This is a genomic window from Nocardioides sp. NPDC101246 (assembly GCF_044767415.1).
Taxonomy (GTDB): domain Bacteria; phylum Actinomycetota; class Actinomycetes; order Propionibacteriales; family Nocardioidaceae; genus Nocardioides.
Genome location: NZ_JBIWNX010000001.1, coordinates 262,524 through 289,139, shown reverse-complemented (window position 1 = coordinate 289,139; position 26,616 = coordinate 262,524). Strand labels below are relative to the sequence as shown.

Sequence of the window (26,616 nt, the reverse complement as noted above, 5' to 3'; positions counted from 1 at the left end):
CGGATGGCCGGTGCGGGCGGCGTATTCTTGTAGGTGCGAAGCGACTGCTTCGTATCCATCGTGTATCACCTCGCGCTGGCCCCGCCGGCGGACCAAGGCGGCACAGAGCCGCGGTTCGCAGCGGGAGGTTCGAAAGAGATGTCAGAGCAGCGCGAGCAGAGTCTGGTGCGCGCCGTCGGAGGAACGTACTTCCCGCTCGCGCTGGTCGCGCGGATGCCGTACGCGATGATGGTCGTCGGCGTGCTGACGCTCGTCGTCGCGGGCCGCGACTCGCTGGCGCTCGGGGGTCTGAACTCGGCGATGGTCGGGATCGGCGCCGCGACGTGCGGCCCGCTTCTCGGTGCCGCCGTCGACCGGTTCGGCCAGCGCCGCGTGCTGCTGGTGATCAGCGTCGCCAGCAGCGCGGCGCTGGGCGCGATGGCCTGGGTGGTCTACAGCCCGCTGCCGGACGCGGCCGTGCTGGCGGTGGCGTTCCTGGTCGGTGCGACCGCGCCTCAGATCGCGCCGCTGTCGCGGTCCCGGCTGGTCGCGATCATCTCGGCGTGCATCCCGCCGGCACGCCGCGTCCGGGTGCTCGACTCGACGATGGCCTACGAGTCGGCGGCCGACGAGATCGTCTTCATCGTCGGCCCGGTCGTCGCGGGCGTCCTCGCCGTCACGATCGACCCGTGGGCCCCGGTCGTCGCCGCCGCGGCACTCACCCTGGTCTTCGTCTCCGCCTTCGCGCTCCACCCCAGCGCCGCGGCGGCGCAGGCCGCTGCCGGACGTACGCCGGCTGCCGGCTCCGTGCGTGAGCTCGCCCGCCCGGGTGTGGTCGTCATCGTGGTCGGCATCCTCGGCGTCGGCCTCTTCTTCGGCTCGATGCTCACTTCGCTGACCGCGTTCATGGGCGACCACGGGCGTCCCGAGGAGGCGGGCCTGGTCTACGCCGCGATGGGCGTCGGGTCGGCCGCGCTGGCGATGGGCGTCGCCCTCTTCCCGGCGGGCTTCACCTCGGCCGCACGCTGGCTGGTCTTCGGCGGGGTCATGCTCGTCGGCGCGCTGGCCCTGCCCGGAGTGTCCTCGGTGACCGGGATGGTGCTCGCGCTGCTCGTCGTCGGCCTAGGTATCGGGCCGACCCTGGTCACCCAGTACGGCCTCGGTGCCCGTCGCAGCCCCGTCGGCCGGTCCGCCACCGTGATGACCATGCTCGGCTCCGCCGTCATCCTCGGGCAGTCGCTCGCCTCCGCGATCACCGGGAACGTCGCCGAGCGCTGGGGCACCGAGGCGGCGCTCCTGCTGCCCGCCGCTGCCGCGCTCGTGGTTGTCGTCGCCGGCGCGGTCAACGCCCGGATCGGGGAGCCCTCCGCGCCCGTCGCCGCCAGTCCCGAGCGCGAGGCGGCTACGGCCGGCCGCTGAGCGCCTCGGCGACCCGGATCCGCAGCTCGGGCAGGACGTCGGTGACGAACCACGGGTTGCGGGCCTGCCAGCGGAAGTTCAGCGGTGAGGGGTGGACGAGCGGGAACCGATCCGGCAGATAGTCGCGGAAGCCGCGTACGCGCTCGGTCAGCGAGCTCTTCCCGCCGAGGTAGTGGCGCTGGGCGTAGTCGCCGACGACCAGGGTGAGGCTGATCTGTGGCATCAGCTCGAGCAGGCGGGGGTGCCAGGTCGGCGCGAAGTCGGCTCGCGGCGGCAGATCGCCGGTCGTGCCTTTGCCCGGGTAGTAGAAGTCCATCGGCAGGATCGCGAAGGCCGCCGGGTCGCGGAAGGTGGCTTCGTCGACGCTGAGCCACCCGATGAGGCGCTGCCCGCTCGCGTCGTTCCAGGGGATGCCGCTCTGCTGAGCCCTGATGCCCGGTGCCTGACCGATGATCAGGCACCGGGCATCCGGATGGGCCACGTAGAGGGGTTCGTATCCGGCCTCGACGGCCCACGCGTTGCTCGGATGGGCCGCGATCTCTCGGCGGATCCGGTCGAGTTCCTTCATGGGGTCATCCTCCTGCGTATCTCTTGCTTGGAGAGGAGTTCCGCGTGGGCGATGGCGAGCCACTAAAGTCGAACCTATGCGTTTGGGCGTACTCGACATCGGATCGAACACGGGACACCTGCTCGTGGTCGACGCCCACGGCGGGGCGGCCCCGTTACCGGCGTACTCGTTCAAGCAACCGTTGCGGCTGGCTGAGCACCTCGACGAGGCCGGAGATGTGACCGAGGCCGGGATCGAGGCGCTGAAGGCCTTCACCCGCGAATCGGTGGCGGTCGCGGAGGAGAAGGGCGTCTCGGAGATGTTGGCGTTCGCGACCTCGGCGGTGCGCGATGCCGGCAACTCGCAGCAGGTGCTCGACCGCGTACATGCCGAGACCGGGGTCGAGATCGAGGTCCTGCCCGGCGACGACGAGGCGCGGCTGACCTTCCTGGCCGTACGCCGCTGGTTCGGCTGGTCCGCCGGACGGCTCGCCGTCTTCGACATCGGCGGCGGTTCGCTGGAGATCGCGGCCGGTCTCGACGAGCAGCCGTACGTCGCCTGGTCGCTGCCGCTGGGAGCCGGCCGGCTCGCGCGCAGCTACTTCGGTGACCGTCCGACGGAGGAGGAGATGCGGGAGCTGCGCCGGACGATCCGCGCCTCGATCGCCGAGGACGCGGGCAAGATACTGCGCGACGGCAAGCCGGACATGGCGGTGGCGACCTCGAAGACGTTCCGCTCGCTGGCGCGCATCTGCGGAGCCGCGCCGAGCGGTGAGGGTCTGCGGGTGCGCCGCGAGCTGCCGCTGGCCGAGCTGCGCGACTGGATCCCGAAGCTGCTCGAGATGTCGCTCGAGGAGCTCTCCGAGCTGCCCGGGGTCAGCCCGTCACGGGCCCATCAGATCGTGCCCGGCGCGCTGGTCGCCGAGGCCTGCCTCGACATCTTCGACCTGCCTGCTTTCGAGATCTGCCCATGGGCGCTGCGTGAGGGCCTGATCCTCGACCGCCTCGACCACCTGTCCTTCATCGGCAGTTCCAATCCTGGAAGCCCCGACTAGGAGGCCCCGCGATGATCTCGCTGTCGACGTCCTCTACCTATCCCGAGTCGACCGCTCATGCCTTCGGGTACGCCGCGGAGGTGGGCTACGACGGGGTCGAGATCATGGTCGGCATCGACGCGCTGTCGCAGCAGACCCATGCGGTCAAGCAGCTCGCCGAGCACCACGGTCTGCCGATCGTCGCGATCCACGCGCCGACGCTGCTGTTCACCCAACAGGTGTGGGGCTTCGAGCCCTGGGGGAAGCTCGAGCGGTCGGCCGAGATGGCCATCGAGGTCGGTGCGGGGGTAGTGGTCGTACATCCGCCGTTCCGCTGGCAGCGCGAGTACGCGGCCGGGTTCGTGGACGGGATCGCCAGGCTGGAGCGCTCGACCGGGCTGCGGTTCGCCGTGGAGAACATGTACCCGTGGCGGGCGGCCAAGCGCTCGACGCCGATGTACCTGCCCCACTGGGACCCCTCGACCGAGGAGTACGCCAACACCACCATCGATCTCTCTCACGCCGCGATCGCCGGCGACGACGTGATCGAGATGGCCAAGCGGCTCGGCCCGCGGCTGCGGCACATCCACCTCACCGACGGCACCGGCTCGGCCAAGGACGAGCATCTCGTCCCTGGCCGCGGCCACATGGGCGCCGACCGCTTCCTGCGCCATCTCGCCGCCACCGGCTTCGACGGCGAGATCGTGCTGGAGATCAGCACCCGCCGCGCCCACTCCCGCGAGGAGCGCGTCGCCGACCTCCGCGAGTCGCTCGAGTTCGCGCGCAAGCACTTCGAGTCCTGATGTCACTGCTGGTCGAGCCGGCGGGGCCTCAGTCGCGGGCGGCGAGCCAGGACCAGGTGAGCGAGGTCAGGGCGAGGACGAGGACGGCGGTGGCGACGCCCCACCAGCCGACGACGTACGCATAGCCGAGCAGCCAGCCGAAGAGGCTCGAGCCGCCGTAGTAGAAGAGGTTGTAGAGGGCGCTGGCCTGGGCCTTGCCGACCTTCGCGCGGGCGCCGACCCACCCCGACGCGACGCCGTGGGCACCGAAGAAGCCGGTGGTGAGGACGACGAGGCCGGTCAGGACCATCGCGAGGTTGTCGGGGAAGGTCATCACGACGCCGACGATCGTGATGACGACGCAGGTCAGCATGACCTTTCTCCGCCCGTGGGTGGCGGCCAGCCGGCCCGCGACCGACGACGAGACGGTGCCGCCGAGATAGGCGAAGAAGATCTGGCTCGAGATCGCCACCGGCAGCCCGAAGGGCTCGCGCTCGAGGCGGAACCCCAGATAGTTGTACGTCGCCACGAACCCGCCCATCAGCAGCGCTGCCTGCCCGTAGAGGACGAGCATGCCCGGGTCGCGGAGGTTGGCCAGCACCCCCTCGCGTACCGACGTCGTCGGCCTGCCGACCGGTCGGACCCAGCCCTGCGCACGCGGGATCAGGGTGATCGCGATGACCGCGGCGATCGCCGAGAGGACGCCGCCGGCGGTGACGCCCAGGCGCCAGCCGCCGAGGTCGGCGAACGGCCCGGTGATGACCCGGCCGAGGAGGCCGCCGACCGTGGTGCCGGAGATGTAGATGGCCGCGGCGAGGCTGACGTGGCGTACGTGGATCTCCTCGGCCAGGTAGGCGACCGCGAGGGCGGGTACGCCGCCGAGCGCGAGACCTTCGAGGCTGCGCAGGACGAGAAGCGTGGTGAAGCCGGGGGCGAGCGGGGTGAGCAGGCCGAGGACGAGCGAGATCGAGAGCGCGATCTTCATCGCCGGCGCCCGGCCGATGCGGTCGGCGACCCACGACCAGCCGAGGACGCTGACCGCGAGGCCGAGGGTCGCGGTGGAGACGGTGAGCGCGGCGGAGGCCTCGTTGACCTCGAGCGCGTGCGCGACGGTCGGCAGGATGCCCTGGGTGGAGTACATCTGCCCGAAGGTCGCGATCCCGGCGGCGAAGAGGCCGATCAGGATCCGGCGGTAGCCGCTGCTGCCGGCATCGTGCCCGACCCAGGGGCGGGTCAGGGAGGCATCGACGGACATCGTTCTCACGGTAAAGCAGGTGTTGTGGGTGGGTGAAGCCACGGCGTACGTGAGATATCTCTACTCTGGGGGCGATGTCTGCGCTGTCCGATCGACTCTCGACGCGCCTCGTCGGCGTCGACGTGGCGCGGTGCCTGGCGTTGCTGGGGATGATGGCGACGCACGTGCTCGACCCGGTCGACGCGTCCGGGGAGCTGACCAGGATCCAGGCCGTCGCCGGGGGCCGGTCCGCGGCGCTCTTCGCGGTGCTCGCCGGGGTCAGCCTGGCGCTGATGACCGGACGTCAGGTGCCGGTGCGCGGGCAGGTGCTCGCGTCGAGGTCGCTGGGGCTGGTCGCGCGGGCCGTGCTGATCGCCGCGCTCGGGCTGGTGCTCGGGTCGCTCGGCACCAACATCGCGATCATCCTGACCTACTACGGGATGCTGTTCCTGCTCGCGATCCCGTTCCTCGGGCTGCGGTCGCGGTGGTTGTGGCTTCTCGGTGTGGTCTGGATCGTGGTCGGGCCGCTGTTGTCGCAGGCCGTCCGGCCGTTGCTGCCGGCGCGGCAGTTCGCCAGTCCGGATCCGGCCCAGCTGCTGGAGCCGGGCCAGCTGCTCGCCGAGCTGCTCTTCACCGGCTACTACCCGGCCGTCCCGTGGCTGGCGTACGTACTGATCGGGATGGCCATCGGCCGGATCGACCTGCGCAACCGGCTCGTGGTCACGATGCTCTGGACCGGCGGCGTCATCATCTCCGTCTCGGCCACCTGGCTCTCGGACAGACTGGTCCGGCTGCCGTCGGTGGCCGAGGTGCTGCTGCGCACCTATCCCGGGCTGGACATCGACGGGGCGCTGACCGCGATGAGCCATGGCCTCTACGGGCAGACCCCGGTCGACGGTGGCTGGCAATGGCTGCTGGTCGTGGCGCCGCACTCGACCACGCCGTTCGACCTGGCGCAGACGATCGGCAGCTCGATGTTCGTCATCGGGGCATGCCAGATGATCGCGCTGCGGCTGCCGGACCGGTGGCGCACCGGGATGGCGGTGCTGTTCGGCGCCGGCACGATGACCCTCACCCTCTACACGCTGCATGTAGTGATGAAGACCGATGCGGTCTGGCCGCGGGAGACGCCCGACACGTACGTCTTCCATGTGCTGGTCGTGATGGGGATCGGCGCGCTCGTCACCGCGTGGGGTCGTTCGGGGCCGCTCGAATGGCTCGTCGGGCGCCCTGCGGCCTGGCTGCGGAGGACGGAGCCCCGCCCCGAGCTGTCGTCGTCGGGTTAGCGTGCTTCCATGAGCACCACGGCACCGCGGCGAGGGCGCAGACCCGGCTCGCCGGACACGCGCGCGGCGATCCTGGCGGTGGCGCGGCAGCGCTTCGCGCAGCAGGGGTACGCCGCGACCTCCGTCCGCGGGATCGCGACCGCCGCCGGTGTCGACTCCGCTCTGGTGCACCACTATTTCGGCACCAAGGAGGACCTCTTCGTCGCCTCGCTGGAGCTGAGGGTCGATCCACGAGACGTCGTGCCCGTGCTCGCCGCCGGTGGCCGCGACGGTGTGGGGGAGCGGCTCATCCGAATGCTCCTGAGCATCTGGGACGACGAGGAGTCCCGGCTCCCGCTGATGGCGCTGATGCGCAGCGCCTTCGAGCCGGAGGGGAGCGCTCTGGTGCCGGAGGCCTTCGGCCGGCTGATCCTGGCGCCGGTCGGCGAGGCGCTCGAGCTCGACGAACCGGAGCGGCGGATCACCTTGGTGGCCTCGCAGCTGGTCGGGCTCGTCGCGCTTCGCTACATCGCCCGGATCGAGCCGCTCGCCTCGGCTCCGGTGGAGACGCTGGTGGCGACGTACGCGCCGGTGGTCCAGGGCTATCTGACCGGGCCTTTGCCCTAGTGCCTCTTGCGCGGGCAGCCGCGTCGTGCCACATTTCATCATGTGATGAATAACGTGGTGGAGGTGTCCGGCCTCCGGGTCGTACGCGGTAAGAGCGAGGTCCTCCACGGCCTCGACTTCTCCGTCCGGGCAGGTGAGGTGACCGGGCTGCTCGGGCCGTCGGGGTGCGGCAAGACGACGCTGATGCGTGCGCTCGTCGGCGTCCAGGCGAAGGTGACTGGAACGCTGACCGTCCACGGCGAGCCCGCGGGGTCTTCTTCGTTGCGCTCGCGGATCGGCTATGTCACGCAGGCGTCCAGCGTCTACGACGACCTGACGGTCACCGAGAACCTCCGCTTCTTCGCGAAGGTTCTCGGTGCGCCCGCGTCCTCGGTGACGTCGGCGATCGAGACGGTGGACCTGGTGTCCCATGCCGACCAGGTCGTACGCGACCTCTCCGGCGGCCAGCGCTCGCGCGTCTCGCTCGCGGCGGCGCTGCTCGGCTCGCCGTCGCTGCTCGTGCTCGACGAGCCGACCGTCGGGCTCGACCCGGTGCTCCGCGAGCAGTTGTGGGGCACCTTCCACGGCCTGGCCGCCGCGGGTGCGGCGGTCATCGTCTCCAGCCATGTGATGGACGAGGCCGATCGCTGCGACCGGCTGATGCTGATGCGCGAGGGCGTGATCCTCGCCGACGGCAGCCCGGCCGAGATCAAGCAGAAGGCGAACGCGGACGATATCGAGCACGCCTTCCTGACGTTGGTGAAGGAGGCGGCATGAGCCTGCGACGAACCCTGGCCGTGGCGGGGCGGGTGCTCGCCCAGATCCGGCGGGACCACCGCACCCTGGTGATGCTGGTCGTGCTGCCGACGCTGCTGATGACGTTGCTGTGGTGGATGTACAAGGAGTCACCCGCGCCGATCTTCGACCGGATCGGCCCGGCCCTCCTGGCGATCTTCCCGTTCATCGTGATGTTCCTGGTCACCTCGGTGACCACGCTGCGCGAACGCTCCTCGGGGACGCTCGAACGGCTGCTGGCGATGCCGCTGGGCAAGGGCGACTTCCTGCTCGGCTACGCGCTCGCGTTCGGGCTGCTCGCCGCGGTCCAGTCCGGCGTGGCGGTCGGGGTCAGTGTGGGCCTGCTCGGGCTCGAGATCAGCGGCTCGGTCGCCCTGCTCGTGGTCGTCGCGATCGTCGACGCCGTCCTCGGCACCGCGCTCGGCCTGCTGGTCTCGGCCTTCGCCACCACCGAGTTCCAGGCCGTGCAGTTCATGCCGGCGATCGTGGTCCCGCAGATCCTGCTGTGCGGCCTGCTCGTACCGCGCGAGTCGCTGCCGACGGTCCTCGAGGCCATCTCCGACCTCCTCCCGCTCTCCTACGCCGTCGATGCGATGACCCACCTCGTCACCTCCACCGACACCGGCGAGGTCTGGACCGACCTGGCCGTCGTCACCGGGTTCGTCGTGGCCGGCCTCGCCCTCGGCTCGGCGACGCTGCGGCGGCGTACTCCCTGACCGCCGAGGCGTCAGCCCCGTCGGCCGAGGCGTCGCTCGCGCTGGCCGACTTGGCAGCGCGGTGACGTGTCGGCCGACCGGAGCGACGCCTCGGCCGACGTAAGTGACGCCTCGGCCGGATCGGGTTGTGAGGTGGTGAGAGGAAGTTGACGGAAGGGGTACGGAGGGCCGGTCGGGGTGAAACGTTGACGCCGGAATGTAGAGGTCGCCAGTCCCCGACCCGAAACGGTGTGAGTACGCGTGACCGACACCCACTGTCCTTACTGCAGCTTGCAGTGCGGGATGACCCTTTCACGCAAAGGGCCCCGGCTGGAGGTCAGTGAGCGATCGTTCCCGGTGAACGAGGGTGCTCTGTGTCGCAAGGGGTGGACGGCGGCGGGGCTGCGCGGCAGCCGCGAGCGGCTCACCACGCCGATGGTGCGCGACCGGGCGACGGGGGAGTGGAGCGCGGCGACGTGGGACGAGGCGCTCGACCTGATCGCCTCTCGGCTCGAAGCCCTCCGCGACGAGCACGGCGCCGACGCCAACGCCGTCTTCGGGGGCGGCGGGCTGACCAACGAGAAGGCGTACCAGCTCGGGAAGTTCGCCCGGGTCGCCCTCGGCACCTCCCAGATCGACTACAACGGCCGCTGGTGCATGTCCTCGGCCGCGTCGGCCGGCAACCAGGCGTTCGGGGTCGACCGCGGGCTGCCGTTCCCGCTGGCCGACATCGAGCAGACCGACGTCTGCGTGCTCGTCGGTTCCAATCTCGCCGAGACGATGCCGCCGGCCGCCCGCCACCTCGACCGGCTGCGCGAGAACGGCGGCAAGGTCGTCGTCATCGACCCGCGGCTGACCCCGACCGGTGAGCGCGCCGACCTCTTCCTCCAGCCGGTCCCCGGCACCGACCTGCCCCTCGCGCTCGGTGTCCTGCACCTGCTCGACGCGGCCGGCGCGGTCGACGAGGACTACATCGCCGAGCGGACCACGGGCTTCGAGGACGTACGCCGCTCCGTGGCCGCCTGGTGGCCGGAGATGGTCGAGCGGGTCACCGGCGTCGAGGCGAGCCAGGTGCGCGAGCTCGCCGCCCTGCTGGCGAACGCGGAGAAGGTGACGGTCCTGACCGCCCGCGGCGCCGAGCAGCACGCCCAGGGCACCGCCACCGTCCTGGCCTGGCTCAACGTCGCGCTGGCGCTCGGCATGCCCGGGAAGGCGTACGCCGGCTACGGCTGCCTGACCGGCCAGGGCAACGGTCAGGGTGGCCGCGAGCACGGCCAGAAGGCCGACCAGCTCCCGGGCTACCGGATGATCGACGACCCCGCGGCCCGCGCACACGTCGCCAAGGTCTGGGGCGTAGACCCGGCGTCCATCCCCGGCAAGGGCCGCTCCGCCTACGAGCTGCTCGACGCGCTCGGCACCCCCGAGGGCCCCAAGAGCCTGCTCGTGTTCGGCTCCAACATCGTCGTCTCCGCCCCCAACGCCACCCACATCGCGTCGCGACTGGCAGACCTCGACCTGCTGGTCGTCGCCGACATGGTGATGAGCGAGACCGCCGCGCTGGCGGACGTGGTCCTGCCGGTGACCCAGTGGGCCGAGGAGACCGGCACCATGACGAACCTCGAGGGTCGGGTCATCCTGCGCAACCAGGCGATCAGTGCCCCGGGCGGGGTCAAGAACGACCTCGACATCATCACCGGCCTCGCCACCCGCCTCGGTGCCGCCTCGACCTGGCCGACCGACCCGGCCACTGTCTTCGACGAGCTCCGTGCGGCCTCGAAGGGCGGCAAGGCCGACTACAGCGGCATCACCTACGACCGCATCCGCGACGAGGACGGCGTCTTCTGGCCCTGCCCGGAGGGCAGCGAGGGCACCCCGCGGATGTTCGCGGAGGACTTCTTCCACGCCGACGGCCGGGCCCGCTTCATCGACGTCGCCCACCGTGGCCCGGCCGAGGCGCCGACCGCCGACTACCCGCTCCACCTGACCACCGGCCGGGTGCTCGCGCAGTACCAGTCCGGTGCCCAGACCCGGCGGATCAAGGACCTTCCCGACGAGGGCGCCTTCGTCGAGCTCCACCCGCTGTTGGCCGACCGGGTCGGCGCCCACGACGGCGACCCGGTCGTCGTACGCACCCCCCGCGGCGAGATGAAGGCGCCCGCGCGGATCGTCACCACGATCCGCCCGGACACGGTCTTCGTCCCGTTCCACTGGGTCGGCGCCAACAAGCTCACCAACGACGCTCTCGACCCGTCCAGCCGGATGCCGGAGTTCAAGGTCTGCGCGGCGGCGGTGAGCGCATGAACGAGCCCATGAGTGAGAAGCGCATCGTCGTCATCGGGGGCGGCATGGCCGCGGCGCGCCTCGTCGAAGGGCTGGTCGCGCGCGGCCTCGGTCCGCAGACGACCGTGCTCGCGGAGGAGCAGCACGCTCCGTACAACCGGATCCTGCTCTCCGCCGTTCTCGAGGGCACCCACCGTCCCGGGGCACTCGCGCTGCGCGAGAAGCAGTGGTACGCCGACAGGGGAGTCGACCTCCGCCTGAACAGCCTCGTCGTCGACATCCACCGGGACACCAAGACGGTCGAGCTCGCCGACCGGACGACGGTCCCCTACGACGCCGTCGTGCTGGCGACCGGGGCCATCCCGACCCTGCCGCCGATCCGCGGCGTGGTGCGGATGGACGGCTCGCTGGACCCGCGGGTGCAGGCGTTCCGCAGCCTGGATGACTGCGCGCGCCTGCTCGACACCCTGCACGACCACCCGCGCAGCGCGGTGATCGTCGGCGGTGGCCTGCTCGGTCTCCAGGTCGCCCGCGCCCTGGCGGTCCGCGGCATCGAGACCGAGATCGTCGAGGGCCACGACCACCTGCTCAGCAGCCAGGTCGACGCGTCGGCCGGCAAGGTGCTCAAGCGGTCGATGGCCAAGCTCGGCACCCAGGTCTACCTCGGCGCCCGCGCGACCAGGCTGACCGACGAGGGGCTCAAGCTCGACAACGGCTACACCCTCGAGACCGACCTGGTGGTGCTCACCGCGGGCGGACGGCCGCGCGCCAACCTCGCCCGCCGCGCCGAGCTCACCGTCAACCGCGGCATCGTCGTCGACGACCAGCTGCGCAGCATCGACGACCCGGACGTCTACGCGATCGGCGACTGCGCCGAGCACGACGGCAACGTGACCGGCTTCGTCTCACCGGCCTGGGAGCAAGCCGGGGTCCTGGCCGACGTCCTCGCCGGCAAGGACGCGAGCTATCAGGGACACCGCGTCGTCGCCCGTCTGCGCGCCACCGACCTCGACGTCTGCGTCCTCGGCTCCCCGGAGGACGAGGCGGGTGAGGTCGTCGAGATCGCCAACCCGATCAAGGGCACCCACCGCAAGCTCGTCGTACGCGACGGCCGCATCGTCGCCGGTGCCCTCGTCGGTGACCTGAGCCGGGTCGGTCTGATCACCCAGGCCTTCGACCGGCAGACGGTGCTCGGCGAGCACGAGGCCGGGCAGCTGCTGCTGCCCGAGCCCTCCAGGAGTCCGCGTCCGGAGCTCCCCGACGACGCGGAGGTCTGCGCCTGCGCCGGCGTCAGCGCCGGCCGGATCCGGGCGTGCCGGTCCCTCGAGGACGTACGCGAGACCACCCGCGCCACCACCGGCTGCGGTGGCTGCGCGTCGACCGTACGTCAGCTCCTGGCCACCCGGCCCAGTGGCAGTCAGCTCAGTGCAACGCAGCTCAGTCTGGAAGGAACTACGTGATGAGCCCTCACCTCCGCAAGAAGGTCGTCGTCGTCGGCCACGGCATGGTCGGTCACCGCTTCGTGACCGCCGCGATCGAGCGCGGTCTCACCGAGACCCACGACATCGTGGTGTTCGGTGAGGAGCCGCGCCCGGCGTACGACCGGGTCGCCCTCACCAGCTTCTTCGAGGTCGGCGCCGAGGCCCTCTCCTTCCTCCCCTCCGGCGTCTACGAGGACCCGCGGGTCACCCTGCGCACCAGCACGAGCGTGGTCGAGATCGACCCTGCCGCCCAGACGGTGATGCTCGCCGACGGCGAGGAGATGGCGTACGACGAGCTGGTGCTCGCCACCGGAGCGGCACCGTTCGTGCCGCCGGTGCCGGGTTCGGAGCTCGGGAACGTCTTCGTCTACCGCACCATCGAGGACCTCGAGGCGATCCGCGAGGCCGCCAAGACGGCGAAGGCCGGGGCCGTGATCGGCGGCGGCCTGCTCGGTCTGGAGGCCGCCAACGCGCTGCACCAGCTCGGCGTCAAGACCCACGTCGTCGAGATGAACCCGCGGCTGATGTCCGTGCAGATCGACGAGGCCGGCGGCCGCGTGCTCGGTAAGCACATCACCGATCTCGGCCTCACCGTTCACACCGGCGTCATGACGGAATCGATCTCGCCGGACGCCGTCGCCGAGATCTCGGTCGTGGACGAGGACGAGGGTGGCGTGCTCGACGGCAAGGTCAGCGCGCTGAGGTTCAAGGACGTCGAGGAGCTGCTGCCGGTCGACATGATCGTCTTCTCGGCCGGTATCCGGCCGCGCGACGCGCTCGCCCGGGCCGCCGGCCTGGACCTGGCCGAGCGCGGCGGCGTGCTGGTCGACGAGCAGTGCCGGTCCTCCGACCCGCACGTGTGGGCGGTCGGCGAGTGTGCCGCGCCCGGCGGGAAGATGTACGGCCTGGTGGCCCCCGGCTACGACATGGCCGAGGTCGTCGCCGACGCCCTCCTGGGCGGCCAGGGCACCTTCACCGGTGCCGACATGTCGACGAAGCTGAAGCTGCTCGGTGTCGACGTCGCGAGCTTCGGTGACGCGCACGGCACCACCCCGGACTGCCTGGAGCTCACCTACTCCGACGCCGTCGCCGGCGTCTACAAGAAGCTGGTGATCAGCGAGGACGGCACCCGGCTGCTCGGCGGCGTGCTGGTCGGCGACGCCTCGGCGTACGGCCTGCTCCGCCCCATGGTGGCCTCAGGCATGGAGCTTCCGGAGAACCCGGAGGAGCTGATCCTCCCCCAGTCCACGGGCGGTGGGGGAGGGATCCAGCTTCCGCCGGAGGCGCAGATCTGCTCGTGCAACAACGTCACCCGCGGTGACATCGAGGCCGCCGTCGACAACGGCTGCGAGAGCGCGGCCGAGGTCACCAAGTCGACCAAGGCCGGGAGCACCTGTGGGTCGTGCAAGGTGCAGGTGAAGAAGATCGTCGAGGACTACTTCACCGCCCAGGGCAAGACCGTCGACACGTCCCTGTGCGAGCACTTCGCGATGACCCGCGCCGAGCTCTTCGACGTGGTCCTGATCCACGGCTACAAGACCTTCGATCAGATCATCGAGGCCCACGGCACCGGCCGCGGCTGCGACCTGTGCAAGCCGGCCGTCGCGTCGATCCTGGCCAGCCAGCTCAACGGGCACGTCCTGGCCAAGGAGAACCGCAAGCTCCAGGACACCAACGACGCCTACCTGGCCAACCTCCAGAAGAACGGCTCCTACTCGGTCGTCCCGCGCATCCCCGGTGGCGAGATCACGCCCGAGGGCCTGATCGTGATCGGTGAGGTGGCCAAGGATTTCGGGCTCTACACCAAGATCACCGGCGGCCAGCGCATCGACATGTTCGGTGCCCGGATGGAGGATCTCCCCGCGATCTGGAAGCGCCTGGTCGACGCCGGGTTCGAGTCCGGCCACGCGTACGGGAAGTCCCTGCGCACCGTGAAGTCCTGCGTCGGCTCGACCTGGTGCCGCTACGGCGTCCAGGACTCCGTCGGCCTCGCGATCATGCTGGAGACCCGCTACCGCGGGCTGCGCTCGCCGCACAAGCTCAAGGGTGGCGTCTCCGGCTGCGCCCGCGAGTGCGCGGAGGCCCGCGGCAAGGACTTCGGTGTCATCGCCACCGAGAAGGGCTGGAACCTGTACGTCGGCGGCAACGGTGGCGCCATCCCGGCCCACGCCCAGCTGCTCGCCGGTGACCTGAGCACCGAGGAGCTGGTCAGCTACCTCGACCGCTTCCTCATGTACTACGTACGCACCGCCGACCGCCTCCAGCGCACCTCGACCTGGATCGACTCCCTCGACGGTGGCCTGGACCGGGTCCGCGAGGTCGTGGTCGACGACGTCCTCGGCCTGGGCACCGAGCTCGAGGCCGCGATGGCGCACCACACCGAGACGTACTTCGACGAGTGGAAGGCCACGCTCGAGGACCCGGAGAAGCTGCGCCGGTTCGTCTCCTTCGTCAACGCCCCCGACATCCCGGACCCCAACATCTCCTTCGGATCCACCCGCGGCCAGATCGTCCCGGAGGTCGGCGTGGAGCCGGCCGCCGTCGGCCCGGTCTCGCTCGGTGCCTCGATCCCTGTCGGAATGCCCACTCTCGAGGAGACCCGATGACCGAGACCCAGATCCAGACCGTGACCTACATCGCCGTCTGCCGCCTCGACGACATCGACCCGGAGACGGGCATCGCCGCGCTGGTGCGCGGCGAGGCCGTCGCCGTCTTCCGGACCCTCGACGACCGGGTCTTCGCGTTGTCGAACTTCGACCCGTACGGTCACGCCTCGGTCCTCGCCCGCGGGATCCTCGGAACGCGTGGCGAGGTGCCGTTCGTCGCCTCGCCACTGCTCAAGCAGCCGTTCTCGCTCGAGAGCGGTCGGTGCCTCGACGACCCGTCGGTGTCGGTCGCGACCTACGAGGTCGACGTCGTCGACGGAGAGATCCGGGTTGGCGCCCGGCGATGACGAACGCGGCACAAATGGTCCAGGAGACCTACGATTCGGATGTGGACAGTGGCGCGCTGAGCGGCTTCCGTGTCGGCGTGACCGCGGCACGGAAGGCGGAGGAGCAGATCAACCTGCTCGAGAGGCGGGGGGCACATGTGGTGTGGGCCCCCGCCCTCTCGGTCGACCCCAACCGGGTCGACGCCGGTGCGCTGCGTGCGGTGACCGAGCAGATCATCGGCCAGAAGATCGACATGTTCCTGGCCACGACCGGCATCGGGACCCGTGCGTGGTTCGACGCCGCGGAGGAGTGGGGACTGCTCGACCGGCTCCTCGAGACGCTCCGCGGCGCTGAGATCCTGGCACGCGGACCGAAGTCGGTGGGTGCGATCCGGCGGCGCGGGCTGCGAGAGCTGTGGGCGCCGGAGTCGGAGGAGTTCGACGACGTCCTGGAGCACCTGCGCGGACGCGACCTGACCGGCAAGCGGATCGTGGTGCAGGAGCACGGACAGTCGCTGTCGATGGTCGTGCACGCGCTGACCCGGCAGGGCGCCGAGGTCATCAACGTGGTCGTCTACCGGGTCGAGTCGGCCGCGGACCCCGAGCCGATGTTCCGGCTGGTCGAGGTCTTGTCCGACGGCGAGCTGGACGCGGTCACCTTCACCTCCGCTCCCGCCGTGGCCGCGTTCATGCAGGCCGCCGGTTCGGTCGGGCTGCGCGACGAGGTCGTGGCGGCGTTCCAGGCCGACGTGGTCGCGGCGTGCGTCGGTCCGGTGACCGCGGCGGCCTTCGAGATGTGGGGCGTGCCGACGATGGTCCCGGACCGCTCCCGCACCGCCGCCATGGTCAAGATGCTCGAGACCGAGCTGCCGCTGCGGCGTTCCGGGCTGTTCATCGAGCTCTCCGGTGGCCACCAGCTGCTGCTCCACGACGACGCGGTCATCCTCGACGGTGCCGAGGTCAAGCTCTCCCCGGCCCCCGCCGCCGTCCTGGGCGCGCTCGTCGCCAACCCCGGCAACGTCGTCTCCCGGCAGGCCCTGCTCGCCATGCTCCCCTCCGGCACCGCCGGCTCCGAGCATGCGGTCGAGATGGCTGTCGCACGGCTCCGCTCAGCCCTGGGAACGAAAACGATCCAGACGGTGGTCAAACGCGGCTACCGCCTGGCGGTGGCGGAATGAGCCGGCCAGAACCCCGCATGTGTGGGGAAGTGACCAGCCGTGCGACGGCCGGCGGCGTGACTTCCGTGCATGTGCGGGGAAGTGGTCGGCGATGACGCGGCTCGTGGTCGTCGCGCACGGCACCCGACAGCTGCTCGGCAACGCGGTCGCCTCGATCATCGCCAAGCGCGCCGGACGGGTGCTCGGGATGGAGTCGAAGGCTGCGTACGTCGAGCTCTGCGATCCACTGCTGACCGACGTCCTGGCTGACGGCCAGCCGTCGGTCGTGGTCCCGCTGCTGCTCTCGACCGGCTACCACATCAAGGTCGACCTGCCGCGGGCCGCCGAAGGGCTGCCGGTGGCGATGGGCCGTGCGCTCGGCCCGGATCCGCTGCTCGCCTCCGCGCAGGTCTCGCGGCTGGTCGCCGCCGGCGTCTCACCTGGTCATCCGGTGGTTCTGGTCGCCGCCGGCTCCAACGACCCGTCGGCCCGCGCCGACATCGCGGCGGCCGGTCTGATGCTGGCCGAGGCCTGGGGTGGCCCGGTCCGGGTCGCCACGGTCTCCGGCTCCGGCGCTCCGGCCCTCGACGAGGTCGTACGCCCTGGCGACGCCGTCTCGCCCTACCTGCTCGCCCCCGGCTTCTTCTCCGACCTGGTCCGGACGCGCTCCGAAGCCGCCGGTGCCGAGGTCGTCGCCGACGTCATCGGCCCCCACCCCGACGTGGTCGAGCTGGTCGTACGCCGCGCCGCGGCGCTCCTCGCCGCACGCGACACTGACGAGGCCAAGGTCGGCTGACCGCCATCAACCTCGCCGAGTCGGCTCGTTCTGACCGACTTTCGTGTCGAGTCGGCTCGTCATGACGAGCCGACTCGGCGGGGTTCGCGGTCAGGTCGTGTAGTCGGCGTTGATGCGGATGTAGCCGTCGGTGAGGTCGCAGCCGTAGACGGTGAACTCGCCCGAGGCGATACCGAGGTCGACCTCGATCGAGACTTCATCACCAGACAGATAAGTCGACAAATCTGCCAATAGATTTGCCGAGACCTGGGCCGGGTAGGTCTCGGTGCCGCCGAAGGCGATGCGTACGTGCTCGGGGGAGATGTCGGTCTCCTCGCGGAGCTTGCCGATGGCCATCGCGACGCGGCCCCAGTTGGGGTCGGCCCCGTGGACGGCGGTCTTGACCAGAGGCGAGTTGACGATGGCCTTGCCGACCCGCTTGGCCTGGGCGTCGTCGCGGGCGCCGCTGACCGAGACCGTGATCAGCTTGGACGCGCCTTCCCCGTCGGAGGCGATCTTCTTCACCAGCGCGAGCGCGGCGTCGTAGAGCGCGGCCTCGAACTCAGCCAGGTCGACGGCGCCGGCCGTTCCGGAGGCGAAGATCGCGGCGGTGTCGGAGGTCGAGGTGTCGGTGTCGATCGAGACGGCGTTGTAGGTGCGGTCGACGACCCGACGGAAGACCGCGTCGAGCTCGGCGGCGGGCACCGCGGCGTCGGTGAAGAAGTAGGTCAGCATCGTGGCCATGTCGGGCTCGAGCATCCCGACGCCCTTCGCGATCCCGGTGATCGTCGCTGCGCCCTCGCCGGAACCGACGGTCCGGGTCTCGATCTTGGCGATCGTGTCGGTCGTCATGATCGCCGCCGCGGCGGCGTCGAAGTCGGCGTCGGCACCGGTCCCGGCGAGCTTCTCGAGAGCGGGCGTGAGCACCTCCATCGGGTACTGCACGCCGATCACGCCCGTCGAGGCGACCAGCAGCTCCTCGGGGCGGACGCCGACGACCTCGGCCGCCAGGCGGCGTACCTCCAGGGCGTTGGCCTCGCCCGTCGGGCCGGTCGCCACGTTGGCGTTCTTCGAGATGGTCACCATCCCCCGGAACCCGGCGAGGTCGGAGGCTCTGGAGAGCAGCACCGAGGCGCCGGCGAAGCGGGATCGGGTGAAGACCGCTGCGCTCGTGACCGGGCCCGAGGGGGCGGCGACGACGGCGAAGTCGTCAGCGCCCTCCTTGAGACCGAGGTTGGCGGTGACTCCGACGAATCCGGCTGGTTGAGGCATGCGAACAGCCTAGAACCAGTCAGAGCGGGCTGCGCCCTATGTCCGCACCCACGCGAAGGCGGCGGCTTCCAGGATCATCCAGGACCGGAGTACGCGGCCCACGAACGTGATCGCGACGAAGAGCATCAGGTTGGCCTTGAGCGTGCCGTAGACCACGGCCAGGATCGCCAGCGGAGGAAGCCCGCTCAGCGCGGCCACCGCGAGCAGCCCGCCGGCGTAGGCGGGTCGGCCCTGCGTACGTCGCTCCCACTTCTCCATCCGCTGCTGCCACTTCTCGCAAGACATCTTCTTGCGGACGAAGGGGAGGGAGGTGGTGCCGTGACCCGCGTAGTACCAGACGACCTTGGAGCTGGTCTGGCCGATTCCCGCTACCAGGGCGAGCACCAGGGCGGAGAAGGTCAGGTTCGAGGCAGCCACCGCGAGGTAGGTCTCGAAGTTGATGACGGGGAAGAGCCCTCCGGTGAAGGAGGCGGCGAAGGTCCCGAGAATGAGGTCCATCAGGCGACCTCTGGACCGCTCAGGAATTGAAACAATTCAACGTCAGTGTGTTGGGGGATCACCCGCGAAACCTTAGATGTAATCCGTGTCACGATGCGACATCGGCGTCACATCCACATTACGGACCGCTCACCGAAATGAGGCGTTTCTCACTTAAACATGGGGGTCACAAGGGTCTCAGGACCGGCAATCGGAACATCGCCTGCAGTTGGATCGATCAATTGTCCAGGCCCGTGATCGATGACCCACTCTGGTGCACGGTACCCCGGTTGGAGGCCTCTTCAACTGGGGTAACGTGCCTGCAATCGGCGAAACTTTTGAAGGGTGTCGGAATGGTTGACGTGGACAAGGTCCTCGATGAGGCGGGGCTGACGAATCCTCATGTTCGGGAGTATGTCTCCTACTGGGCAGGGGTGACCGGAGCCGAGCAGATCGAGGTTGTCAGCGCAGCCGACGACGAGCGGCTCCTCCAGGAGTCCCTCGCAGCGGGTGAGCTTCTCCCGGTCACGGGCGGCCGCTACTACAGCCGTTCCTACCGCAAGGACACCGCGCGCTCCGAGGAGCGCACCGTGGTCGCCACCTCCAACCCGGAGGACAAGGGCGTCTACAACAACTGGAAGCCTGCTGACGAGACCGTCAAGACGCTCACCGAGCGGATGACCGGCGCCTCGGCGGGCAAGACGATGTACGTCATCCCCTACCTGATGGCTCCGGCAGGCTCGCCGCTCGAGGCCTACGCCGCGGGTGTCGAGCTCACCGACAGTCGTCCGGTCGTGCAGCAGATGATCCGGATGGCGCGCGTCGGCATCGACTACATCAACGACCTCGCCGACCCGAGCTCCTTCGTCCGTGCGGTGCACGTGACCGGTGACCTGCCCAACCTCGGGCAGGGGACCGACAAGGACCAGCGCCTCTTCGCGACGGTCGCCGATCAGCGTACGATCCTCCACTTCGGCTCCTCCTACGGCGGCAACGCGCTGCTGGGCAAGATCGCCCACGGGCTGCGCCAGGCCTGCTACGACGGTCGCGCCTCCGGCAAGTTCCTGGCCGAGCAGTTCCTGCTGCTGGGCATCAAGGACAAGGAGAGCGGCGAGGAGTTCCACGTCGTCGGTGGCTTCCCGTCCGCCTCCGGCAAGACCAACCTCTCGATGACGCTCTCGCCCGACGCCCTCGGTGAGCGTTACGAGGTCACCTTCTACGGCGACGACATCGCCTGGATCTGGGTCGGCGAGGACGGCAAGCTCTACGCCTTCAACCCGGAGAACGGCGTCTTCGGCGTCGCCAAGGACACCAACGAGAAGACCAACCCGGGTGCCGTTCAGGCGGTCCTGCCGGGCTCGGGCGCGATCTTCACCAACGTCGCCTACAACGAGAAGACCCAGGAGGTCTGGTGGGAGGGGCTCACCAAGCACCACCCGGACGACCTCGACGGCTGGATCGACTGGAAGGGCGAGCGCATCGCCGACCGGATCGACGACGAGCTGGGCGAGCCCTGGGCCCACCCCAACTCCCGCTTCACCACGCCGATCTCGCAGGTGCCCAACGCGGCCCCCGACTTCGACGACGCGGCCGGTGTGCCGGTCGACGCGATCATCTTCGGTGGCCGCACCCGTGACCGCGAGCCGCTGATCCGCGCGATCACCGACGTCGCCGAGGGCGTCTACGACGGCCTCACCCTGGGTGCCGAGGCGACCGCCGCGGCCGACGGCCTCGAGGGCGTGCTGCGCTACGACCCGATGTCGATGCGTCCGTTCCTCGCCTACGAGGAGGGCGACTACGCCCGCCACTGGCTGAAGATCATCGGCGAGGCGACCGACAAGCCGGTCTTCGCCCACGTCAACTGGTTCCAGCGTGACTCCGAGGACGGTCACTTCCTGTGGCCCGGCTACCGCGAGAACGTGCGCGCGCTGCTGTGGCTGCTGCAGTTCAAGAAGGGTGAGGTCAAGGGCCAGCAGAGCCCCGTCGGCGTCATCCCGACCGAGGACGAGCTCGACCTGCGCGGCCTCGACCTGCCGCAGGCCGACCTCGACCGGATCCTCTCCCTCGACCTGGCTCGCTGGAAGCAGGAGATGGGCTTCCGTGAGGAGCACCTCAAGCAGTTCAAGCTGCCGGAGGAGATCTGGGAGGCGCACCGGCGCGTCGCTGCTGCCATCGACGAGGCCGCTCAGGCCTGATCGAGACCACAGCCGGGGGCGGCGTACGGAATTCTTTCCGTACGCCGCCCTCGTTGTTTCCGTCTGCGTCCGTTTCCTACGGGAAGATGAACTTTGTTCGTATCTGGAACAGATGCCCGGCCAGACATTTACGTAGCCGATGTCGCGCACCTAAGGTTCCTGCCCGTGACGATCCCCTTGAGCCAGCCGCTTCGTGCGGCCTCGATCACCGAGGCGTACGCGCGGTTCTGGAAGAAGTACGCGACATTCTCGGGTCGCGCCAGCCGCACTGAGCTGCTCTGGCCGATGCTCGTGAACCTTCTGTTGCTCATCGTCCTCGTGCTGGCGCGAAACGAGGTGGTGAGCCTCGTGGTCGGTCTCTACGGGCTGGTGGCGTTCCTGCCGACCATCGCGCTCGGTGCGAGGCGGCTCCACGACATCAACCGTTCCGGGTGGTGGCAGCTGATCCTGGTCGTACCTGTGATCGGTGACATCGTCCTCGCGGTGCTCTGGTTGACCTTCCCCAGCCCCGAGGGCGTCAAGTACGACCTGGCCGCATGAGCGGACGTAAGATTCCCCTAGTTGTTCTCGGGGTTGTCCCGGAATGGCAGGCTATTGGCATGAAGTCCCTCGCAGGAGCCGCGGCGAAGCGGCTCGCCTACGAGACCGTTGGGTGGCTGCTCGTGGTCGCCGGTATCGCCGCGATGGTGTTGCCGGGTCCGGGTCTGCTGATGCTCTTCGGTGGGCTGGCTGTGCTCTCCCGCCAGTACGCCTGGGCTCGCCGCTACGTCGAGCCGGTCCGCCTCCGCGCCCTGCGCGGGGCCGCCGAGGGCGTCGAGACCTGGCCGCGCATCGTGGCCTCGACCCTGGGGGCGCTCTCCATCGGCGCCGTCGGCGTCGTCTTCCTGCTCAAGCCGCCCGCGCCCCACTGGTGGCCCCTGGAGGCGTCCTTCTGGCTCCTGGGTGGCGACTGGACCGGTGTCACGCTGCTGGGGTCGTGCGTCATCGCCCTCGTCATCCTGGGCTACTCCTACCACCGCTTCCACGGCCACCCCGATGCTCGCCACCAGCTCGACGAGGACATCGAGCACACGGGCGAGATGAACAAGGTCGCCTGACCATCGCCTGACGGTCGTCAGTCGGAGGTCATCCGGAAGTCGTACGCAGGCGGCACCGGCTCGCCGGGATGAACGGCGAGCCAGAGGGTGTCCAAGGCCGCGTCGCCCTCGCGGAGGTTGTCGACGGTGATGCCTTCGTCGAGAAGCCTGCGAACCCGGTCGAGGTCGCCCAGGGCGAGCGCCGCTTGAGCGGTGCACAGTCGGATCCGGCCATGCTCACGGTCCGGTTCTGCAAGGGCGGCGATCACCTCGAGTGCTTCGGCGTGGCGGTCGGAGGCGATCAGCGCCTGGAGCAGCTCGATGGTGAGCTCGCGCAGGTCGGGACGGAGGCGGTGGGCCTCGAGCAGGAGGTCCGCAGCAGGCGGGTCCGCCGGTACGGCGAGGTGCGCGAGGGCGCGCAGGGCCCAGGGGTTGGGATGGTCGGCGACCGACCGCTCCAGGACCTCGCGCGCTCCGCGGCGGTCATCGTCGGCCAGCCGGAGCAGGCCGAGGTGGTACCACGCGTGCCAGTCGTCCGCCGAGGCCTCCAGCAGCTCGCGCCAGTGCGTACCGAGGACCGGCCTCGCGGGCGGGTCGCTGATCGGCAGCCGGCCGCGCTGTAGCAGATCGAGCCAGGGCTGCTGATCTTCGCCACAGGCGCCGAACGGGCGCAGCGGGTCGGCCGGCACAGCTCCGGCCGCGACCTCGAGCGCGCCCCACCCGGACCCACGGGCGAGCAGGTCTGCGGGCGGTGCGAAGCGTCCTGCCTCGCCGAGCGCGTCGTCCAGCTCGGCCCGCGGGACGAGTACCTCGAGCGCCTCGTTCACGGCGGCCTGAGCCGAGTCCCACGAGCCGTGCACCCGCTCGGGGTCGACCTCGAGCAGGCCGAACGCCTCGGTCCACTCCCAGGTCTCGCCGCCGGGCAGCGCGAGGTGCTCGAGCTGCGTACGTGCCAGGCCGGCCTGGATCTCGATGTAGGCAGCGCCCGGCCCGGACAGCCATTCCTGCCACCGCTGCCCGCCCGCACCGGTGCCCCACTGGAAGAGCTTGCGGCCGACGAGTCGGTCGGTGGATGTCTGGATGAGCCCGCGGCCGTCGCCGTCGAGCGCGGTGATCCAGCGGCGCTCGTCTCCCGGGACGTCCATGAAGAAGTCGGCCGCCTGCGGGAACCTCGCCGGATAGCTCTGGTCGCCGCCCGCTGTCTGCGGAAAGTCGATCAGCCTCAGCTGCTCCGCGTAGTCGAAATGGAAGGCCTGCTCGGCCGGCGCCACGACACGTACGTCCGGGCTCTGGGGCACCGCGATGTTCGTCCACCAGTAGACGGGCGTCGGGTTCGGGGCCGGGTTGTGGAGCGAGACGTGCACCAGCAGCACCGGTGAGCCGGCGGGCAACCAGGCGTCGATCGTGACCACGACCTGCCGCATCCGCTCCAGCTCGTACATCCGCAGCACCGGGCTGCCATCCGGCGCGGTCAGGCTCACGGCGTGCAGCGGGGAGCAGGTGAGCGGCCAGTGCCCCGTGGCGCCGAGGTTCCACTCCACCCCGCCGGCCAGCCAGGCATCGCGCAACGCCAGGTTGGCGGGCTGCAGGATGGGGTTGCGGTGCAGCAGCTCCCGGCCCGACGGCCGGTGCACCAGCGACCACAGCCGCCCACCGTAGCCGGGCAGGAAGGTGGCGGAGAGCAGCTCGTTCTCCAGCACCAGGCTCGGTAGATCGCGCTGGCCGCGTCGGCGCGTGTAGGAGTCCTGGCCGGTGTAGGGCAGCAGTGTCCTCGGCCGGCCGAACTCGAGGTTGGCCGCCATGTCCGAATAAGGCGCGGCACAGGGCTCGAACCCTGGCCGGGGTACGCCGTGCAGCAACGGCAGCGGCCCGTCGATCGGGTCCTCGGCGCCCTCGATCGAGAGCCGATCCATCCTCAGCGTGGTCATCGCGACCATCCAACCAGGCTGCGGACGCTGCCACTCCGGACAATGCGAAACCGCCGGCCTCCTCCGCGGTTGTGGGCCGTGGAGGAGGCCGGCGATTCAGCGAGCCGTGTCCCTAGGAGGGCTTGCGGCCGTTCTTGTCGGCGCTGGAGGCGTCGTCCTGGGGTGCGTTCGGAGTCCAGCCCCGGGACGCATTGGGGTCCAGGACGTCGCTCGCGGTCTCGGTCCAGTCGTCGCTGTAGTCGGCCTGCCAGTCCTGGTCCTGGCTGTTCCGCTTGTCGTCCTTCTTGCCGCCTCGGCCGCCGGCACCGCCGGCTCCACCGCGTCCTGCCCGGCTGCCCGCACCGGTCGGACCGCCTCGGCCGCCCCGCCCTCCGGCGCCTCTGGCGCCCGCACCTGCGCCGGCGCCACGCGCGCCAGCCCCTCGTGCGCCTGCTCCGGCTCCGGCCCCCGAGCGGGCACCGGCAGCACCGGCCCTGGCCGCCGCAGACCTCGACGTCGCGCTGGCCGTCGCTGCCTTCGCAGACGCTCCGGACGCGAACTTGCTGGCAAGCGCCTTCGCCACACCAGCACCGAGCAGAGCCCCGCCACCAGCGATCGCCAGCGCGGCCATCCCGCCGCTGCCGCCGGCCATCGGTGCCAGGCCGTCAGCCGTCTCGACCATCGCGTAGGACGTCGAGGGTGCGGGCGTGCCGTCCGCGTTGATCCACTGGGTGCCGTCCCACTCGGGCTTGTTCTCGGCCTGGTGCGCCTCGATGTTCGCCTTCTCCTGGGCGATCAGCTCGTGGCCCCAGCCGTCGGGGTAGAGGGTGCCGGAGTTGTACTTCTCCATCCGGGCTTTGGACGCGGCGATCTGGCTGTAGGAGCCGGGAGATGAGGGGCTCGGCGGGGCGCTACCAGAGTCAGAGTTCGGTTCGTCCGTGATCGCGCGCACTGGGGGTTCGGCGGTGTAGTTGCCGTCATCGATCTGCTTGATGTGCTCCGCGGCGGCCGCCTCGGCATCCGCAATCGCCTGCTCTTGAGCCTGCCACGCGGCTCGGTCGGCCTGTAGCGCCTTTTTGTTCTGGGCTGCTTGCGCTGAGTCGACGCCGGTGCCGGACTGTGCGTATTGCGACGACGAGGGATCGGGTGCAGGGCCGTGGTTCGTTGGGAGAGACGCGGCAAGTTGAGCTTCGGCCTGCTTCGCCCGCTTGGTTACTTCCTGTGCCGCACTCAGTGCCTTGGTGGCCGCCTTGAGCTGCGACACCTTCTCGTTGAGCCTGGCAGCGGCCTCTTGGAACTGATGCCAGGCAGCATCATGGGTGAGGGACGTCTCTTCGAACGCTTGTGGCAACTTGGTGGAAGCGAGCTCGAGAGCCTGCGCGGTCGTCGTCATCGCCGTGGCAGCTTGGTCCCAGTCGTTCAGTCGCGCGTTGACCTCATCGGGGTCGGCTGTGGCGACGTACTCCTTCAAGATTGCCATCATCGGGCCCTTGCTGACTCCGCCGCCAGCCGCGATTGCGTTCACTTCTGCCCCTCCTGGTTCTGGCCGAACTCGGAGCGAGACGCAATCTCCTGCAACAACTCGGGAGGCAGAGGAATAAATGGGATCTGGATCCCTGGCACGTCAGGACGGTCGTCCTTGACCAGGTTCTCGAAGAAGGGCTGCCTGATCCCTGCCACGGCTGAGTCCAGCTTTGTGTGAAACGCATTCTCTGCCTGTTCGTCGGCGTCCTTGACTGCCCGCAATGCGGCATCGAGGCCATCGACGAAATCGATCAACGCGTCAGACGTCTCGGAGAGCGCCGACGTGATCCGCTCGGTCGCTCGGTGCATCAAACCCCCCAGAGAGTCAGCGGACTGGCTGCCGCCAAGCGTCCCTGCAGGGGGCTTGTCGACATGGACCTTGTCGATGTCGACCTTGGCATCCATCAAGACCTGCTTGATCTTGTTGACCTTGGCCTCATCGACCCCTGTCGAGCCTGAACCTGCCATGGCGGTCCTCCCCCCGAGTAGTGTGCGGTGTCTGAAGTGTAAACACGACGACCTCAGGACGTCACTGGCAATGCAAGCCGCTGTGAGCCACTATCCTCTGGGCATGACTCGCTCTCGGACGCATTCGCACCCACGCTTGGCCACGATCGTCGTGGCGGCAATGACAGCTTTCGTGCTGACGTCCTGCGGCGCTGAGGATGGCGGGCCATCCGGACCGAATGCGACGGACTCGCCGAGCAGCTCACGGTCAGAGTCGCCAACCACGACCGGAAGCGGGGGAGGGACAGCGGAGATCAACGGCGCCCAGCTTCAAGCGCCCTCGGGGTGGGAGGTGCGGACAGAAGATGGGAATCCCATCCTGAATGCGCCTAAGGATGCCGATGGCGACTCGCCGGGTTCCGGAATCCTCGACGCCGACATCACGCTCGCTGAGACAACCAATGAGCTTGCGAAGGTCAGCGTTAAGACCCTTAAGGCCCAAGGTTACGAGGACCTCGAGCAACTAGCCGACGCCAAGTTCGGTGGCGTGACCTTCTTCCATATCCGTGGGAAGAGCGGGAACAGGTCGTACGATCAGTACGGTACGGTCATTGACGGCTCTCAAGTGACAGTCGACTGGAACTTCATCACAGCCTTGGCTGATCGAAAGCAAGCCGATTCGCTGATCAACCAGGTGATGCCGACGTTCAAGTTCAACGGCTGATCGAGGTCGGCCGC

At 69.7% G+C, this 26,616-nt stretch carries 24 protein-coding genes; 17 read left to right on the top strand and 7 right to left on the bottom strand.

The genetic code is table 11. From position 1 onward, the window contains the following. Positions 1-138 precede the first annotated feature (138 nt). On the top strand, positions 139-1,398 hold the full coding sequence (locus ACIRON_RS01355; RefSeq protein ID WP_402987952.1) for an MFS transporter: 1,260 nt from the start codon (positions 139-141) through the stop codon (positions 1,396-1,398). Here ACIRON_RS01355 and ACIRON_RS01350 read toward each other — a convergent pair. Beyond that, positions 1,382-1,966 carry a uracil-DNA glycosylase family protein gene (locus ACIRON_RS01350; RefSeq protein WP_402987950.1) on the bottom strand — a complete coding sequence of 195 codons (585 nt, stop codon included), beginning with the start codon at positions 1,964-1,966 and terminating at the stop codon, positions 1,382-1,384. The genes ACIRON_RS01355 and ACIRON_RS01350 overlap by 17 nt on opposite strands. A 76-nt stretch (positions 1,967-2,042) precedes the next feature. Here ACIRON_RS01350 and ACIRON_RS01345 point away from each other — a divergent pair, with 76 nt between their 5' ends. Continuing rightward, a complete protein-coding gene (locus tag ACIRON_RS01345; protein ID WP_402987948.1) occupies positions 2,043-2,999 on the top strand; it encodes a Ppx/GppA family phosphatase in 957 nt (318 codons plus the stop codon). Positions 3,000-3,010: 11 nt separating this feature from the next. Further along, entirely contained in the window at positions 3,011-3,781 is a 771-nt protein-coding gene (locus ACIRON_RS01340; protein WP_402987945.1) for a sugar phosphate isomerase/epimerase family protein, read from the top strand. A gap of 28 nt (positions 3,782-3,809) precedes the next feature. On the opposite strand, the gene ACIRON_RS01335 is transcribed toward ACIRON_RS01340, so the two are convergent. After that, positions 3,810-5,015, bottom strand: coding sequence for an MFS transporter (locus ACIRON_RS01335; RefSeq protein WP_402987942.1), 1,206 nt, complete (start codon positions 5,013-5,015; stop codon positions 3,810-3,812). A gap of 74 nt (positions 5,016-5,089) precedes the next feature. Between ACIRON_RS01335 and ACIRON_RS01330 the strand changes: the two genes are divergently transcribed. The 10 genes from ACIRON_RS01330 (at position 5,090) to ACIRON_RS01285 (ending at position 17,001) form a co-directional block, all read left to right on the top strand. Further along, positions 5,090-6,280 carry a heparan-alpha-glucosaminide N-acetyltransferase domain-containing protein gene (locus ACIRON_RS01330; protein ID WP_402987939.1) on the top strand — a complete coding sequence of 397 codons (1,191 nt, stop codon included), beginning with the start codon at positions 5,090-5,092 and terminating at the stop codon, positions 6,278-6,280. A gap of 9 nt (positions 6,281-6,289) precedes the next feature. Next, positions 6,290-6,886, top strand: coding sequence for a TetR family transcriptional regulator (locus tag ACIRON_RS01325; protein WP_402987936.1), 597 nt, complete (start codon positions 6,290-6,292; stop codon positions 6,884-6,886). A gap of 45 nt (positions 6,887-6,931) precedes the next feature. Then, positions 6,932-7,642 carry a heme ABC exporter ATP-binding protein CcmA gene (gene ccmA, locus ACIRON_RS01320; RefSeq protein WP_402987933.1) on the top strand — a complete coding sequence of 237 codons (711 nt, stop codon included), beginning with the start codon at positions 6,932-6,934 and terminating at the stop codon, positions 7,640-7,642. Beyond that, the gene (locus ACIRON_RS01315) at positions 7,639-8,376 is read left to right on the top strand and encodes an ABC transporter permease (RefSeq protein WP_402987931.1); all 738 of its coding nucleotides are present in this window, start codon (positions 7,639-7,641) and stop codon (positions 8,374-8,376) included. Before ccmA ends, ACIRON_RS01315 begins: the two co-directional genes overlap by 4 nt. Positions 8,377-8,616: 240 nt before the next feature. Beyond that, positions 8,617-10,656, top strand: coding sequence for a molybdopterin oxidoreductase family protein (locus ACIRON_RS01310; protein WP_402987928.1), 2,040 nt, complete (start codon positions 8,617-8,619; stop codon positions 10,654-10,656). 8 nt (positions 10,657-10,664) lie between these two features. After that, positions 10,665-12,095, top strand: coding sequence for an FAD-dependent oxidoreductase (locus ACIRON_RS01305; RefSeq protein ID WP_402987925.1), 1,431 nt, complete (start codon positions 10,665-10,667; stop codon positions 12,093-12,095). Continuing rightward, complete coding sequence (gene nirB / locus ACIRON_RS01300) at positions 12,095-14,722, top strand: nitrite reductase large subunit NirB (protein WP_402987922.1); 2,628 nt, start codon at positions 12,095-12,097, stop codon at positions 14,720-14,722. The genes ACIRON_RS01305 and nirB overlap by 1 nt, the downstream gene beginning before the upstream one ends. Then, entirely contained in the window at positions 14,719-15,069 is a 351-nt protein-coding gene (gene nirD, locus ACIRON_RS01295; RefSeq protein ID WP_402987919.1) for a nitrite reductase small subunit NirD, read from the top strand. Before nirB ends, nirD begins: the two co-directional genes overlap by 4 nt. 41 nt (positions 15,070-15,110) lie before the next feature. Then, positions 15,111-16,226 (top strand): uroporphyrinogen-III synthase, encoded by a 1,116-nt coding sequence (locus ACIRON_RS01290; protein ID WP_402987916.1) that lies wholly within the window; start codon positions 15,111-15,113, stop codon positions 16,224-16,226. A 91-nt stretch (positions 16,227-16,317) separates the two neighbouring features. After that, positions 16,318-17,001 (top strand): sirohydrochlorin chelatase, encoded by a 684-nt coding sequence (locus tag ACIRON_RS01285; protein ID WP_402987913.1) that lies wholly within the window; start codon positions 16,318-16,320, stop codon positions 16,999-17,001. 90 nt (positions 17,002-17,091) lie between these two features. Here ACIRON_RS01285 and argJ read toward each other — a convergent pair whose 3' ends face one another. Continuing rightward, positions 17,092-18,252 (bottom strand): bifunctional glutamate N-acetyltransferase/amino-acid acetyltransferase ArgJ, encoded by a 1,161-nt coding sequence (gene argJ / locus ACIRON_RS01280; protein ID WP_402987910.1) that lies wholly within the window; start codon positions 18,250-18,252, stop codon positions 17,092-17,094. 36 nt (positions 18,253-18,288) lie between these two features. Further along, the gene (locus tag ACIRON_RS01275; protein ID WP_402987907.1) at positions 18,289-18,750 is read right to left on the bottom strand and encodes a hypothetical protein; all 462 of its coding nucleotides are present in this window, start codon (positions 18,748-18,750) and stop codon (positions 18,289-18,291) included. 332 nt (positions 18,751-19,082) lie between these two features. Here ACIRON_RS01275 and ACIRON_RS01270 point away from each other — a divergent pair, with 332 nt between their 5' ends. The 3 genes from ACIRON_RS01270 to ACIRON_RS01260 all read left to right on the top strand — a co-directional run bounded on the left by ACIRON_RS01270 (position 19,083) and on the right by ACIRON_RS01260 (position 22,021). Continuing rightward, positions 19,083-20,924, top strand: coding sequence for a phosphoenolpyruvate carboxykinase (GTP) (locus ACIRON_RS01270; protein WP_091045083.1), 1,842 nt, complete (start codon positions 19,083-19,085; stop codon positions 20,922-20,924). A gap of 165 nt (positions 20,925-21,089) precedes the next feature. Beyond that, positions 21,090-21,464, top strand: coding sequence for a DUF805 domain-containing protein (locus ACIRON_RS01265; RefSeq protein ID WP_402987904.1), 375 nt, complete (start codon positions 21,090-21,092; stop codon positions 21,462-21,464). A 59-nt stretch (positions 21,465-21,523) separates the two neighbouring features. After that, complete coding sequence (locus ACIRON_RS01260) at positions 21,524-22,021, top strand: PGPGW domain-containing protein (RefSeq protein WP_402987901.1); 498 nt, start codon at positions 21,524-21,526, stop codon at positions 22,019-22,021. 17 nt (positions 22,022-22,038) lie between these two features. Here the strand turns inward: ACIRON_RS01260 and ACIRON_RS01255 are convergent, their stop codons facing one another. The 3 genes from ACIRON_RS01255 to ACIRON_RS01245 form a co-directional block, all read right to left on the bottom strand. Continuing rightward, positions 22,039-23,928: a DUF5107 domain-containing protein gene (locus tag ACIRON_RS01255; protein WP_402987898.1), complete on the bottom strand. Its 1,890-nt coding sequence runs from the start codon at positions 23,926-23,928 to the stop codon at positions 22,039-22,041. 112 nt (positions 23,929-24,040) lie between these two features. Next, complete coding sequence (locus ACIRON_RS01250; protein WP_402987895.1) at positions 24,041-25,387, bottom strand: hypothetical protein; 1,347 nt, start codon at positions 25,385-25,387, stop codon at positions 24,041-24,043. A 41-nt stretch (positions 25,388-25,428) separates the two neighbouring features. Continuing rightward, the gene (locus ACIRON_RS01245; RefSeq protein WP_402987893.1) at positions 25,429-25,899 is read right to left on the bottom strand and encodes a hypothetical protein; all 471 of its coding nucleotides are present in this window, start codon (positions 25,897-25,899) and stop codon (positions 25,429-25,431) included. A gap of 136 nt (positions 25,900-26,035) precedes the next feature. Here ACIRON_RS01245 and ACIRON_RS01240 point away from each other — a divergent pair, with 136 nt between their 5' ends. Further along, positions 26,036-26,602: a hypothetical protein gene (locus ACIRON_RS01240; protein WP_402987890.1), complete on the top strand. Its 567-nt coding sequence runs from the start codon at positions 26,036-26,038 to the stop codon at positions 26,600-26,602. Positions 26,603-26,616: the final 14 nt, after the last annotated feature.

Excerpts from the sequence above, each read along its gene's own strand:
- ccmA (WP_402987933.1), top strand. The coding sequence starts at position 6,932 with ATGAATAACGTGGTGGAGGTGTCCGGCCTCCGGGTCGTACGCGGTAAG.
- ACIRON_RS01285 (WP_402987913.1), top strand. The coding sequence starts at position 16,318 with ATGACGCGGCTCGTGGTCGTCGCGCACGGCACCCGACAGCTGCTCGGC.
- ACIRON_RS01305 (WP_402987925.1), top strand. The coding sequence starts at position 10,665 with ATGAGTGAGAAGCGCATCGTCGTCATCGGGGGCGGCATGGCCGCGGCG.
- ACIRON_RS01340 (WP_402987945.1), top strand. The coding sequence starts at position 3,011 with ATGATCTCGCTGTCGACGTCCTCTACCTATCCCGAGTCGACCGCTCAT.
- ACIRON_RS01270 (WP_091045083.1), top strand. The coding sequence starts at position 19,083 with ATGGTTGACGTGGACAAGGTCCTCGATGAGGCGGGGCTGACGAATCCT.
- ACIRON_RS01315 (WP_402987931.1), top strand. The coding sequence starts at position 7,639 with ATGAGCCTGCGACGAACCCTGGCCGTGGCGGGGCGGGTGCTCGCCCAG.
- argJ (WP_402987910.1), bottom strand. The coding sequence starts at position 18,252 with ATGCCTCAACCAGCCGGATTCGTCGGAGTCACCGCCAACCTCGGTCTC.
- ACIRON_RS01260 (WP_402987901.1), top strand. The coding sequence starts at position 21,524 with ATGAAGTCCCTCGCAGGAGCCGCGGCGAAGCGGCTCGCCTACGAGACC.
- ACIRON_RS01250 (WP_402987895.1), bottom strand. The coding sequence starts at position 25,387 with ATGGCAATCTTGAAGGAGTACGTCGCCACAGCCGACCCCGATGAGGTC.
- ACIRON_RS01355 (WP_402987952.1), top strand. The coding sequence starts at position 139 with ATGTCAGAGCAGCGCGAGCAGAGTCTGGTGCGCGCCGTCGGAGGAACG.
- ACIRON_RS01275 (WP_402987907.1), bottom strand. The coding sequence starts at position 18,750 with ATGGACCTCATTCTCGGGACCTTCGCCGCCTCCTTCACCGGAGGGCTC.
- ACIRON_RS01350 (WP_402987950.1), bottom strand. The coding sequence starts at position 1,966 with ATGAAGGAACTCGACCGGATCCGCCGAGAGATCGCGGCCCATCCGAGC.
- ACIRON_RS01255 (WP_402987898.1), bottom strand. The coding sequence starts at position 23,928 with ATGACCACGCTGAGGATGGATCGGCTCTCGATCGAGGGCGCCGAGGAC.
- nirD (WP_402987919.1), top strand. The coding sequence starts at position 14,719 with ATGACCGAGACCCAGATCCAGACCGTGACCTACATCGCCGTCTGCCGC.
- ACIRON_RS01335 (WP_402987942.1), bottom strand. The coding sequence starts at position 5,015 with ATGTCCGTCGATGCCTCCCTGACCCGCCCCTGGGTCGGGCACGATGCC.
- ACIRON_RS01245 (WP_402987893.1), bottom strand. The coding sequence starts at position 25,899 with ATGGCAGGTTCAGGCTCGACAGGGGTCGATGAGGCCAAGGTCAACAAG.
- ACIRON_RS01330 (WP_402987939.1), top strand. The coding sequence starts at position 5,090 with ATGTCTGCGCTGTCCGATCGACTCTCGACGCGCCTCGTCGGCGTCGAC.
- ACIRON_RS01345 (WP_402987948.1), top strand. The coding sequence starts at position 2,043 with ATGCGTTTGGGCGTACTCGACATCGGATCGAACACGGGACACCTGCTC.
- ACIRON_RS01325 (WP_402987936.1), top strand. The coding sequence starts at position 6,290 with ATGAGCACCACGGCACCGCGGCGAGGGCGCAGACCCGGCTCGCCGGAC.
- nirB (WP_402987922.1), top strand. The coding sequence starts at position 12,095 with ATGAGCCCTCACCTCCGCAAGAAGGTCGTCGTCGTCGGCCACGGCATG.